Here is a 13328-nt window from a genome sequence, read left to right on the forward strand (position 1 = left end):
GAAATACAAACAACCTTACAGGTAGTTGAAAAATCCTAAAAGATACGCTATATTATTAAATCGAATAGAATAATTAATCTGTATGTATAACCTCAATAATATGGTTTGAGGGTCTCTACCAGGAACCGATAAATCCTGATTACAACAAATGTCACTTTCATTTTTGTAATCAGGATTTTTTTGTCTTGGCCCTGAAGTGAAAGAGGGCACATATAAAGGTGCGGGTAAAAGTCTTGATCTGATACAAGATTGGAAGTGACGACAGAAAAAGGAGGAATTCAAATGAATCTAAAAGTTTGGATCCTTGCTGCTTCTACTATTTCAGTCGGATTAGTAGAACTTATCGTCGGTGGGATCTTACCAATTATGGCAGATGATTTGAACATATCAGTTGGTACAGCAGGTCAGCTTATTACAATTTTTGCGCTTGTATATGCTGTAGCTGGTCCAGTACTTTTATCAATTACAGCTAGTATTGAACGCAAACGTTTGTATCTTATTGCTCTTTTTGTCTTTTTTATCGGAAATTTAATGACGTTTTTCAGTTCAACATTTTTGCTTATTATCATCGCAAGGATTATTACAGCAGGGAGTACGGCATTAATTGTTGTGCTATCTTTAACAATTGCACCTAAAATTGTTGCACCTACTCATAGAGCAAAAGCTGTAGGGGTTATTTATATGGGGATTAGTTCTTCTCTTGTTTTAGGTGTACCAATTGGCATTCTTGTGACAAATGCTTTTGGCTGGCGGACTGTTTTTCTAGGTATTGCGTTTCTTTCGATTTTGTCTCTTGTTTTAATTTCGATTTTCTTAGAACGCATTCCTGTTGATAAATTGGTTCCGATTAGCAAACAAATCAAATCTCTTAAAAGTGGGAAGATTATTGGAGCCCACCTTGCTACACTGTTTATGTTAGCTGGTCACTATACAATTTATGCATACTTTACTCCTTTTTTAGAAGAAGTCTTAAACTTAAATCAGCAGTGGGTTAGTCTTTGTTATTTCCTATTTGGTATTGCTGCTGTGTTTGGTGGAGGTCTAGGAGGAACGCTATCTGATAAAATTGGAGCTCCTAAAAGTATTTTAATTGTCATTGGTGCTTTTGCCCTTATGCTGTTTGTACTTCCGTATACGACGTTTTCCTTTCCGGTCTTTATAATTGTGATGATGGTATGGGGAGCATTAAGTTGGAGTCTTTCACCACCTCAGCAAAGTTACCTTATCCAAATTGATCCTGTTACATCTGATATTCAGCAAAGCTTTAATAACTCGGCATTGCAAGTTGGCATTTCACTAGGCTCTGCTGTTGGAGGAGCTGTGATGGAGAAAACCGGTTCAGTAGCTCATACAGCAACGATCGGTGGATGTATTGTAGTTATAGCCATGTTATGTGCCGTATTTTCTTTAATAAAACCTGCTCAAATAAATAGAACAGAAGTGCAAAAATAAGAAAAACCAGCCCTTACAATACGGGGCTGGTTTTTTCTATATATAAGCTTTCAGGTGGATGATTTTTAGATAATTGGAGTTGCTCAACGGCAAATTCTCTGTATAAATCATGAGAAGCCAGTAATTCATCATGTGTGCCTTGTCCCGTAATTCTGCCATTTTCCATAAATAAAATTTTATCAGCTTCTATTACCGTAGAGAGGCGATGTGCAATGACGAGCGTAGTCCGACCATTCATTAAGTTTTTTAATGCTTTTTGTACATAAATTTCTGATTTACTATCAAGGCTTGATGTTGCTTCATCAAGCATAAGAATTTGAGGGTTTCTGAGTAAAGCCCTTGCAATTCCAATTCTCTGCCTTTGTCCGCCAGATAGTTTAATACCTCGCTCTCCAACTTCTGTTTCATATCCGTTTGGAAACTGGAGAATAAATTGATGAGCATATGCTAACTTAGCAGCATGATGTAACTCTTCTTCTGAAACTTTACCTTGAAGACCATAGCAAATATTTTCCTGTATCGTTCCAGAAACTAGAGGGCTTTCTTGAGAAACATAGCCGATCTGACTTCTCCATGAAGACAAAGAGAATGAACAAATGGAAAGATCACCAAGCCTTATTTCTCCATGTAATGGTCTGTAATAACGTTCCAAAAGAGAAAAGAGCGTCGTTTTTCCGCCGCCGCTTGGGCCTACAATTGCTGTTATTTTCCCCCCATCTGCTGTGAAATTTAGCTGTTGTAAGACTGGTTTATTTTCTTCATAAGAGAATGTTAAGTCTTTAATAATAAGCGGCTTAGTAGCTTTATTTAGAATAGTACCTGATTGATGGTCTTCCTCTTTAGAATGTAGAGCATTAATGATTCTTTCTGTTGCTCCTTTTGCTTTTTGGAGCTGAGTGAAAAAGGTAGAGAATTGAGCCATTGGCATAATAATTTGGATAAGATATAGAATAAAGGCAACTAATTCTCCAGCTGATAGAGCTCCAGAAGAAACGCGCATTCCCCCGTATCCAATAATAACAACTAGGAGAGCCATCATAATTAAGGAAATTAATGGGGAGGTAAAGGCTTGTATTTTTCCTTCCTTGACACCAAGATGAAAAAGGTTTTGAATCCCTTTTGTTCCATTTTTGTATTCAAAAGGTTCAGCATTTGATGATTTAACAAGACGAATTTCCGATAGAACTTGCGTAACTCTTGCAGAAAATTGAGCTGTTTCATCTTGTGTGCCTCTAGAAACTCTAACCATCTTTTTTCCCAGTGGAAGAAGGATACAGAGTGAAAGTGGAACGGCACAAAGCATGATCATTGTCATCTTCCAGTCTATGATAAGTAAAATAACAATTGATCCTGTAATAGAGATAACTCCTGTAGAGAAGCTTGTCAAATGATTAGAAATCAAGTTTTTAACAATTGCTGTATCATTGATAATACGACTTGTCATTTCTCCTGTTTGGTGGTTGTCAAAGTAAGTGATAGGAAAGCGAAGAAATTTACCTAATAATCGTTCTCTCATGTTTGCTACTACTTCTTGTCCTACATAATTAAGCAAGTAAATAGAGAGACCGCCTGCTATAGCTTGAGCGAGAAAAGCAATAACCAAAATCATAACTGTATTTTGATTGAATGAATGTATAGAGAAATGATCCACAAGATTTTTTGTAAACAAAGGAATGAACAAACCTACAATTGTCATTATTGTACTCATTAAAATAGCACAGCTTAGCTTTGATTTAGATGGATTCGTTTCCTTAATAAGATAAATAAATGAAGACAAGTCTCCATCAGTTTGTTTTTTCGACATTCTTTTATCTCCTATATATGTAATCATTATATAAATGAAAGAATAGCTAGTGAAAAAGCGCTTCTCAGGAAGAGAAACGCCCTTTTACGGAGCACGTTATGTAGTGTTCCATTACTCAAAAGATTAAACATTACCATTGCCATTATTAACGCTACCATTACCGATGTTGATAAGTTGGCTTAAAAGATTGTTTAGAATATCAAGGTTCATGTCATCACACCTCCTGATGTATAAATTTTGAATATAAACCAATATAAGGTTATATTTGTTACATCTATCACTATACACTCACTATACGCCTTTTTCTATAATAATTTGTATATTATGGAAAAAACGAGTCTGTAGCCCTTGTTTTGCTTAAAAAAGTTTATGGTAATTTAATCCAAAAGACTTACATTTAAATTCAAATTGAATGATAGACATTTAGGAAAGTAGTATATGATAGAGAGAAAGAATAGAAATCTATATTTAGTCAATGGAGGAAAGTATGGATTATATTATTTCGTTTGATATTGGGACAACAGAAATTAAAGGAATTATGGTGAATCAATATGGAGAAATTCTGCTAGAAGGTTCAACGCCTCTAAAAATGATATATGGGAAAAACGGAGAGAAAGAACAAAATCCTGAAAGCTGGTGGGAAGGCATTATAGAAATTGCTGCATGTTGGAAGAGAGAGGAAAGCATTAATTTATATGATGTGAAAGCTATAACATTAAGTGGACAAATGGAAAATGTTATTCCCATTTCATATAACAACAAGTGTGAGCGTGCTATCTTATATTCAGATACGCGAGCAAAAGACGAAGCGGAATATATTAATCATTTCTATAAGGATATAGGAGAAGTAATAGGAAATCATGTAAGGTCCTCTACTCCTTTTGCAAAACTATTATGGCTTAAAAACAAGGATATAGAGGCATATCATAGTGCACAATCATTTGTTTTTAGTGCAAAAGATTATATTATCTATAAACTCACAAGTCGTTTTGTAACAGATCCTATTACAGGAGCAACAACTGGAATGATGAATCTAAACAAAAGAATATGGGAAGAAGATATAATTGTCTCTGTGGGAATTGATATTGAGAAATTGCCGGAGATTTTACAGTCAGAGGAAAAGGCAGGGCGACTTTCAGCTAATGCCGCTGAAATAATAGGATTACAAGAGGGGATTCCTGTACTATGCGGCTCTGGTGATGCCGGAGCAAGCACAATTGGAGCAGGAGCTGTAGTAGAAGGACAAGGCTATTTGCATTTAGGAACAACAGCTTGGGTCGCAATTCCTGCTAAAGGATTTGTTTCTCGTCCTTCAGCGTTTACATTAGCACATTTGCCAAAACACCTTTTAATTGCTGTTATTCCGCTTTTAAATGGTGGGAATATTTATGAGTGGGGAGTTCAAACTTTTACAGATAATGAAGACTATGAAGGATTTGAAAGAATGGTGAAGGAATCGCTAAGTAAAAAGGATGATGTATTGTTCCTTCCTTACCTTTATGGAGAACGAGATCGAGAAGAAGGGGGAGCATTTATTTCTATTACAGCGAAAACAACAAAGGAAGACTTTACTCGTGCTATTGTTGAGGGACTCTGTTATTCTATTAAACAAATTTGTGATGAACTTCTGTCTTCTAAGGAAGGAGATATTACGATTATTGGAGGAACTTCTAGAAGCACTGTGCTTTGTCAATGCTTAGCAGATGTACTTGGAAGACAAATTAGTGTCCCGAAGAACAGCCACGTTTTGACAGCTTATGGCGCTTTGGCTCCGGCTTTCATTGCCTTAGGATGGTCGCAATCTTACAATCATTTTGTAAGAGGCTATATTAATAAGAAGAAACATGTACATTTTAAACCTGATGTGTCCAAAAAGGAGTATCATATAGAACAATATAAGCGATATATCAAATATGCTGAAAGAAAATAGAGGCTATTTTTGTCGATGAAAAATTGTCATTTAGAGCATTAAATTATTTGAATATTCTTTACGAGATGATAGAATGATAGAGGAAGTTATTTTTCCGTTTACAACCTCAAGAAATTTTTTTACAACCAGCATTTAATAGGAAGTCTTCTCACCATTTCAACATTTTCATTCACCAAGATTAAAACAAACTCACCTAAAATTCAAAATCTGAAAATTTGTTTTATCAAGAGTCTCAGCATGTTGCAAGTAGTGGCAACAGAATTGGAACAATGCTGCTGACATAAATAAAGATTAGAACAGGGGAGTGGGGAATAATGATGATCAACGGTACAGGAGTAAAACTAAGCGAGAAAGTAGAAAAATTTTTAGAAGGTACAAAAAAACTATATATTAATGGAAGTTTTATAGAATCAGCAAATGGAAAAACATTTGAAACCGTAAACCCCGCTACAGGTGAAATGCTTGCACGGGTTGCGGAAGCTGAAGAAGAAGATATTAATCGAGCAGTCGAAGCTGCACGGGACGCATTTGATAATGGTCCGTGGTCGAGGATGGGGACTGCTGAGAGAAGTCGTCTTATTTATAAGTTGGCAGATCTCATTGAAGAAAATAAACAAGAACTGGCAGAGCTAGAATCGCTCGATAACGGAAAGCCAATGCGTGAATTGATTGCAGCCGACCTGCCGCTAACCATCGAGCATTTCCGATATTATGCAGGTTGGTCGACCAAAATAATGGGGCAAACCATACCAAGTCAAGGAAACTTTTTTACTTATACAAGGCACGAACCACTTGGAGTAGTCGGTCAGATTATTCCATGGAATTTTCCGCTGTTAATGGCAGCTTGGAAACTTGGAGCAGCACTTGCTACAGGTTGTACAGTTGTGCTAAAACCTGCTGAGCAAACGCCGCTATCAGCTCTCTATTTAGCAGAATTAATTGAGGAAGCTGGTTTTCCAAAAGGAGTCGTCAATATTGTACCTGGGTACGGAGAAACAGCAGGGGCTCCGCTTGTGAACCATAAGAAAATAGATAAAATTGCCTTTACAGGGTCCACCTCTGTTGGTAAGGCAATTATGAGACAAGCTTCTGAAACGCTTAAGAAAGTTACACTAGAGCTTGGAGGAAAGTCACCGAATATAATCCTCCCTGACGCAGATCTTACAAAAGCGCTGCCTGGTGCTCTCAATGGCATCATGTTTAACCAAGGACAAGTCTGCTCAGCAGGTTCAAGATTATATATTCAAAAGAAGCAGTATGATAATGTTGTTGCTGACTTAGCTTCAACTGCTAAAAATATTAAAGTTGGAATAGGCCTTGATCAAGAAACCGAGATGGGACCACTTGTTTCATCTGAGCAGCATAACACGGTAAAAAGGTATATTGAATCAGGGAAAAGCCAAGGAGCAGAGCTTGTAGCAGGAGGGAAAGTGCCATTTGAAAAAGGGTACTTTATGGAACCAACAATATTTGCAAATGTTGACGATAGTATGACGATTGCTAAAGAAGAAATATTTGGACCTGTAGTAGCTGCCATGCCGTACGATACACTTGATGATTTAATTGATAAGGCAAATGATACTGAATATGGCCTTGCAGCAGGCGTATGGACACAAGATTTAAAAAGTGCCCACTACATTGCAAATCGCTTAAAAGCGGGAACAGTGTGGGTGAACTGCTATAATGCTTTTGATGCAGCAGTGCCGTTTGGAGGCTACAAGCAGTCTGGTATAGGTCGAGAAATGGGCTCATATGCTCTTGAAAACTATACAGAAGTTAAAGCTGTTTGGATTAATATGGATTAATGTGGATTAACAATTAATAGAGAAGGCTAATTGAGCGGATCCCTCAATTAGTCTTTTTTTTGTGCATATAAGACATTTAAATAAACGTTTGTTTAAAAAATATAGCAGAAAAACTTAGTGCTTTTCCCTCTCAGTTCCCTCTAAATATGAAAGTGAAATTTCTCTATATTATAACTCGATAACAAGCTCATTTATTTACTAATAAATATACTTTAAAACTATTAATAAATTCCAAAAACAGCGTTTTGTTTCTCTTTTTTTATATAAAATAAAAGATTTTTTTATGAAAAAAGGCAAAGTAAATGGTTTAAAATGGATTTAATATTACGTTTTGTTACAAAAAATCTTCTTTTGACGGAATATGGCTTACCCCTCTCATAGCAACGGATGAAGAAAATGAGCCTTTCTTTTTTCCTGCTCAAATCCTCCTATTTCTTCGATTATTGACATTTTCTTTTAATTTTTTTGTAACACGATTGGGACAACTTTTGTGTTATAACTATATTTGCAAAAGAAAGGGGAGAAACGTATGCCATTTATAAAGCGTACGATGCTTATCGTCTTTACAGGAATGATGTGCTTTTCGGGCACAGCCATTACTCATGCGCAAACAAACGAAGACTCATTACAAGATGCAAAAAGTAAGCTAGAAGAGAGTAAAAAGCAAGTAGCTGAAAAAGAGCAAGAAAAGCAATCTGTAAATGGAGACATCGAGAGTATAAAGACTGAATTGGAATCTTTACATAATTCAATTTCCGAAAATGAAAAAGAATTGAAAGAGATTACAAGTGAGATTAAGAGCACAGAAGCCTTAATCGAGAAAAAGAAAGAAGAAATTATTAAACTTGAAGATAAAGTGCTAGCTAGAAAAGATATTATGGAGAAACGCCTTGTTGCTCTTCAGCAGAGTGATCAAGGGAACGTTGTTGTTAAGAGTGTGCTAGACTCTGAGAACATCGGAGATTTCTTCGGTCGCTACAATGCAGCAACTACGTTAGCAGAAGCAGATCAAGATATTTTACAAGCGCAAAAAGATGATCTTAAACAAATTGAAGAAGATAAAAAGACAATTGATAAACAAGAAAAAGTATTAAAAGAGAAACAAGAAAGTTTATCAGAGAGTCAAGCATCACTTCAAGAAGACTCAGCAAAGCGTAAGGAAATTTTAACAGATCTACAAGCTAAGTACGGTGACATTGTGAAAGATCTTGATTTATCACAAAAAGAGCAATCAAGTCTTGAAGCACAAATGCAGAAGATTGAAGATAGCATAAAGAAAGAGCAAGAAGCAGCAGCTGCTGCGAAAGAGGCAGAAGCTAAGAAAGCAGCTGAACAAAAAGCTGCTGAAGAGGAAGAGGCACAAGAAGTAACACAGCAAGAAGTTGTAAAAGAGCAAGAGCCTCAACAACAACCAGTTGTTAAAGCAGAAAAAGCACCTGAAGCTAAAAAGCCAGCTCAAACAGCTGATAAAGGAAGCGAGCCTGAAGCAGGGAAAGTCCTTTATGTACAAGCAACGGCTTATAGCTATGAGGAAACAAATGCAAATGGTGGACTTACTGCAACAGGACTTAATATTAAAACAAACCCAAATATGAAGCTAATCGCAGTTGATCCAAATGTTATCCCATTAGGTTCTAAAGTATGGGTAGAAGGATACGGCGTAGCAGTTGCAGGAGATACAGGTGGCGCGATTAAAGGTCATATTATTGACGTTTTACAGCCATCAAAGTCGGCAGCTCTAGCTTGGGGCCGTAAAAATATTAAAGTGAAGATTTTAAATTAATAGGTAATAATATCAAGCAGTCTCACAGAAGTGAGGCTGCTTTTATTTTTGTTTTTTCATTCATTATGACTATTGAAATTGAAGAATTACCGAAGATAAAATAGAACGTCTAATAAGAGAAAGAGGCAGGTTTAATTGGCAATAGGAAATTAAAGTGTAAGCTACTATGACAATTTAAGTGAAACGCATATTTATGTAGCATAGGATAATAGATATATTACATAATTGTTTTTATGAATCAAGCACAGGGGGGAATAGGGATGGAAAAGTTTATAACAAATTTAAGCAGTTGGCTGTGGAGCATGCCAATGCTCTATCTTTGTTTAGGGATTGGGATATTTTTTACACTCGCAACAAGAGTCCTACAGTTAAGGCTTATTAAGGAAATGATTCTTCTTATGTTCAAAGGAAAAAGTTCGGAAGCAGGAGTATCATCTTTCCAAGCCCTTTCTCTAGCTCTATCAGGACGTGTAGGCACAGGAAATATAGCGGGAATTGCTACAGCTATCGCTCTTGGTGGACCTGGCTCTGTTTTTTGGATATGGCTCATTGCCTTTATAGGGGCTGCAACAGCTTTTGTGGAATCAGCATTAGGGCAAGTGTATAAAGTGAAACAAGGGGGGCAATACCGAGGAGGCCCTGCTTATTATATTGAAAAGGGGATTGGATGGCGTTGGTATGGAGTCATTTTTGCCATTGCTTCAATATTAGCAATGAGTTTATTAATGCCTGGCATTCAATCTAATTCAATATCTGCTGGATTAGAAAATGCTTTTGGAATTAAACCGGTTATCTCAGGAATTGGAATTGTTGTTGTGCTTGCTATTATTATTCTTGGCGGTGTGAAACGCATTGTTAATGTGGCGCAGTATGTAGTACCTTTTATGGCTTTAGGCTATATTTTTGTTTCCCTTATCATTGTGGCGCTAAATATTCAAGAGTTACCAAATGTGATAGCTTTAATTTTTAAAAGCGCATTTGGACTTGATTCAGCATTTGGAGCCATTGTCGGAATGGCAATTACATGGGGAATTAAGCGAGGGATTTATTCAAATGAAGCTGGACAAGGAACTGGACCGCATGCGGCAGCGGCAGCCGAGGTGTCTCATCCAGCGAAACAGGGACTTGTTCAAGCTTTCTCTATTTATGTTGACACGCTTCTAGTCTGTTCAGCAACAGCTTTTGCAATTCTTTTTACTGGAACATATAGCACTCAAACTCCATCAGGAGAGTATATTGTCAATAACATGCCTGGAGTTGAAGTTGGTCCTGCTTATACGCAAGCGGCAATTGAGACGAGTTTCCCAGGTTTTGGAGCAGGGTTCGTAGCTATTTCACTTTTATTTTTTGCTTTTACAACGATTATGGCTTATTACTATATAGCTGAAACAAACCTTGTTTACCTTCTGAAAGGAAAGGATAATAAATGGCTCTCTTTCCTTTTGAAGTTAGTTCTTCTTGCTGCTACGTTTTACGGATCCATTAAGACGGCGAGTCTTGCATGGGCATTAGGTGATATTGGTTTAGGGGTTATGGTTTGGTTAAATATGATTGCACTCTTAATATTAGCAAAGCCGGCCTTAAAAGTTTTCAAAGATTATGAAAGACAGCGGGAGCAAGGGGTTGATCCAGTTTTTGATCCGCGTGCACTTGATATTAAAAATGCTGATTATTGGGTCGATGAATATGAATATATAGAAGAAAGTCCAAAGAAAGCAAAAGTAAATTAAGGATATACGATATATATTCAAAAATGATAAATCAAAGCTCAAAAGAGGGATATTCTAATGCAGGAATCCTCTTTTGAGTTTTTTTGTTGAAGGATTTAGGAAGCTTAGAGTAGAAGAAGAAGTTAAGAGATAAAAAGAGACATTGTCATTTGAGGAGCAGCATAGAGTTAGAATGAAGCATAGTATGAAAAAGGTTTAACAAAAAAATGTTTTCGCTTACATTTTTTTATTTTACTAAATCGTTTTAGAAAAACTATAACTTTCCTATATAGCCCAGTATAGAGAGCATCGTATCTTTCATACTATAATCTTCATTTACATGAAGAGAAATGTGAAACTTTAGCTTTATTACAAGAATAAACTTAAATCTTTGAGGTGGGATATGAAAGCTATTCAAGTAAAGGGTGCCCATAATCTTGTGGAGGTAGAAGTCGAGAAAGCTGAACTGAAATCTCCAACAGATGTACTTGTAAAAGTGAAGCGTGTAGGAATTTGTGGAACAGATATGCATATTTATCATGGTACAAACCCACTCGCAACATTGCCAAGAGTTGTGGGTCATGAAGTGGCAGGTGAAGTTGTAGCTGTTGGTAAAGAGGTAGATAAACTTAAAAAAGGTGATCATGTTGTTATTGAACCTATAAGCTATTGTGGAAGTTGTTATCCTTGTCGAAAAGGAAGGCCAAATGTGTGCAGCAATTTATCTGTTTTTGGTGTTCATGAAGATGGGGGATTAAGGGAATATATTGTTCTTTCCGAGAAACAGCTTCATCTTGTTAACAAAAGTTTAAGTTGGGATGATATTGTACTAGCGGAGCCCTACACAATTGGAGCTCAGGCAACATGGCGAGGAAATGTTGAAAAGGGAGATTCTGTTCTTATTCAAGGAGCTGGGCCTATTGGGATTTGTATATTAAAGTTAGCTAAAATGAAAGGTGCGTCTGTCATGATGACAGATCTTAATGAAGAACGACTTCAATTTGCAAAAGAAAGTGGAGCAGATACTGTTGTTCATACGGGTAGAGAGGATGTTAGAACAAGAGTTAAGGAATGGACAAATATGGAAGGAGTCAATATCGTAATTGACGCTGTTTGTTTGCCATCGACATTTGAACTTTCCGTTGATGTTGTCTCTCAAGCAGGAAATATTGTTGTATTAGGATTTGACGAACGACCAGCTTCAATTCCTCAGTTACCCATCACAAAAAAGGAAGTTACTATTACAGGATCAAGACTCCAAACAAATCAGTTTTCAACTATTGTTCAGTATCTAAATGAAGGAAAGCTTTCACATAATGGGTTGATTACTCATAAATTTCCACTTTCTCGTGTACAAGAAGCTTTTGATTTTATCGAAAATCATCCAGAACAAGTACGCAAAGCTGTTATCACATTGAATGACTAATCCACATATTCATTTTTAAGAAAATGAAAGCGTTTTAAATGTTGTGTTCGCTTTCTATAAATAGCGTTTAACTATTATATAGGAGGAAGGAGCAGAGAGTATTGAATATAACGTTTCGGTGGTATGGAGAAGATAATGATACAGTGAAACTTGAGCAGATAAGACAGATTCCAGGGGTGAAAGGGATTGTTTGGGCACTTCATCAGAAGCCTGTTGGAGAAGTCTGGGAGAAGAAAGAGATCAAGGAAACGGTAGATTATATTCAATCATTTGGCTTTCACACAGACGTTGTAGAAAGCGTAAATGTCCATGAGGCTATAAAGCTTGGAAATGACGAGAGAGCGAATTACATTAAAAAGTATAAGGAAACAATCCGGAACTTAGCGGAATCAGGAGTCAAAGTGATTTGCTATAACTTTATGCCTATCTTTGATTGGACACGAAGCGAAATGTTTCACCCATTAGAAGATGGATCAACAGCGCTTTTTTATGAAAAAGAGAAAATAGAGAGGCTAGATCCTGAGGAGTTAATTAGAACGGTTGCCTCGTCTTCTAATCTTACCCTTCCTGGTTGGGAGCCTGAGAAATTAGCTCATATATCAGAATTATTTCAAGCGTATAAGGATGTAGATGAAGAGAAATTATGGAATAATCTAGCCTTTTTTCTTCGTGAAATACTTCCTGTTGCTGAGGAATGTAATATTAAAATGGCTATTCACCCTGATGATCCACCTTGGTCTATTTTTGGTTTACCACGAATTATTACAGGAGAAAAAAGCTATGAAAAACTTCTTTCTATTTCAAAATCTCCGGCGAATGCATTTACACTTTGCACAGGATCAATGGGGGCAAATAGGGATAACAACATGGTTAAGATTGCTGGAAAATATGGAGATCGATGTCCATTTTCACATATAAGAAATGTGAAAATATATGACAATGGAAGCTTTGTTGAAACTTCTCACTATACAAGAGACGGCTCTATTAATATTCAAGGCATTGTTGAAGCGTTACACAAACAAAATTATCAAGGATATGTTCGGCCAGATCATGGGCGTCACATATGGGGAGAGGTGTGCCGGCCAGGGTACGGATTGTATGACAGAGCACTAGGCATTATGTATTTGCTTGGTCTGTGGGATGCATATGAAGCTAAAAAAGAAGAGGGATAAGAAGTGGTTTCAATCCACGAAAATTTAAATGGTCGATTTGCTGTTATTACAGGCGGAAGCGATGTACTTTCTTCTAAGATGGCATATGAGTAATAAAACGTTTTGGAAAACCTGAAGATTTACTAGGCTTAATGCTTTGGCTCCCTGATGAGAGCTATTCAGGGTTTGTAACAGGGGGAACAGTTCCTATTGATGGTGGATTTATGGCGTACTCAGGAGTATGAACTTTCTGATGGATTTACCCTGC

8 protein-coding genes, 1 pseudogene and 1 riboswitch are annotated in these 13328 nt (G+C 36.8%); of the genes and pseudogenes, 8 read left to right on the plus strand and 1 reads right to left on the minus strand.

Translation table 11 applies throughout. The features are described from left to right. The first annotated feature begins 62 nt into the window (after positions 1–62). Positions 63–161, plus strand: a riboswitch (purine riboswitch). A 121-nt stretch (positions 162–282) separates the two neighbouring features. Then, the gene (locus tag ACK3CR_RS24875; RefSeq protein ID WP_243515214.1) at positions 283–1452 is read left to right on the plus strand and encodes an MFS transporter; all 1170 of its coding nucleotides are present in this window, start codon (positions 283–285) and stop codon (positions 1450–1452) included. A 13-nt stretch (positions 1453–1465) separates the two neighbouring features. Here ACK3CR_RS24875 and ACK3CR_RS24880 read toward each other — a convergent pair whose 3' ends face one another. Beyond that, positions 1466–3256 (minus strand): ABC transporter ATP-binding protein, encoded by a 1791-nt coding sequence (locus tag ACK3CR_RS24880; protein WP_488976270.1) that lies wholly within the window; start codon positions 3254–3256, stop codon positions 1466–1468. 487 nt (positions 3257–3743) lie between these two features. On the opposite strand from ACK3CR_RS24880, the gene ACK3CR_RS24885 reads away from it, so the two are divergent. From ACK3CR_RS24885 to ACK3CR_RS24915, 7 genes and pseudogenes are all read left to right on the plus strand, one after another. Next, positions 3744–5186 carry a xylulokinase gene (locus ACK3CR_RS24885; RefSeq protein ID WP_488976271.1) on the plus strand — a complete coding sequence of 481 codons (1443 nt, stop codon included), beginning with the start codon at positions 3744–3746 and terminating at the stop codon, positions 5184–5186. A 314-nt stretch (positions 5187–5500) separates the two neighbouring features. Continuing rightward, a complete protein-coding gene (locus ACK3CR_RS24890; protein WP_276517210.1) occupies positions 5501–6991 on the plus strand; it encodes an aldehyde dehydrogenase family protein in 1491 nt (496 codons plus the stop codon). A gap of 529 nt (positions 6992–7520) precedes the next feature. Then, positions 7521–8774, plus strand: a complete 1254-nt coding sequence (locus ACK3CR_RS24895; RefSeq protein WP_328123863.1) for a 3D domain-containing protein — start codon at positions 7521–7523, stop codon at positions 8772–8774. A 260-nt stretch (positions 8775–9034) separates the two neighbouring features. Beyond that, positions 9035–10504, plus strand: a complete 1470-nt coding sequence (locus tag ACK3CR_RS24900) for an alanine/glycine:cation symporter family protein (protein ID WP_488976272.1) — start codon at positions 9035–9037, stop codon at positions 10502–10504. Between the two features lie 382 nt (positions 10505–10886). Next, positions 10887–11909: a zinc-binding alcohol dehydrogenase family protein gene (locus ACK3CR_RS24905; protein ID WP_488976273.1), complete on the plus strand. Its 1023-nt coding sequence runs from the start codon at positions 10887–10889 to the stop codon at positions 11907–11909. Positions 11910–12010: 101 nt separating this feature from the next. Beyond that, the gene (gene uxuA, locus ACK3CR_RS24910; RefSeq protein ID WP_488976274.1) at positions 12011–13081 is read left to right on the plus strand and encodes a mannonate dehydratase; all 1071 of its coding nucleotides are present in this window, start codon (positions 12011–12013) and stop codon (positions 13079–13081) included. A 92-nt stretch (positions 13082–13173) separates the two neighbouring features. Continuing rightward, a pseudogene (locus tag ACK3CR_RS24915) lies at positions 13174–13305 on the plus strand (D-mannonate oxidoreductase); the annotation flags it as partial. Positions 13306–13328 lie beyond the last annotated feature (23 nt).

This window comes from Priestia sp. TRM10 (assembly GCF_057808375.1).

What these genes read in the sequence shown, in the direction of transcription:
- ACK3CR_RS24875 (WP_243515214.1), top strand. Translation starts at nt 283, where the DNA reads ATGAATCTAAAAGTTTGGATCCTTGCTGCTTCTACTATTTCAGTCGGA.
- ACK3CR_RS24880 (WP_488976270.1), bottom strand. Translation starts at nt 3,256, where the DNA reads ATGTCGAAAAAACAAACTGATGGAGACTTGTCTTCATTTATTTATCTT.
- ACK3CR_RS24885 (WP_488976271.1), top strand. Translation starts at nt 3,744, where the DNA reads ATGGATTATATTATTTCGTTTGATATTGGGACAACAGAAATTAAAGGA.
- ACK3CR_RS24890 (WP_276517210.1), top strand. Translation starts at nt 5,501, where the DNA reads ATGATGATCAACGGTACAGGAGTAAAACTAAGCGAGAAAGTAGAAAAA.
- ACK3CR_RS24895 (WP_328123863.1), top strand. Translation starts at nt 7,521, where the DNA reads ATGCCATTTATAAAGCGTACGATGCTTATCGTCTTTACAGGAATGATG.
- ACK3CR_RS24900 (WP_488976272.1), top strand. Translation starts at nt 9,035, where the DNA reads ATGGAAAAGTTTATAACAAATTTAAGCAGTTGGCTGTGGAGCATGCCA.
- ACK3CR_RS24905 (WP_488976273.1), top strand. Translation starts at nt 10,887, where the DNA reads ATGAAAGCTATTCAAGTAAAGGGTGCCCATAATCTTGTGGAGGTAGAA.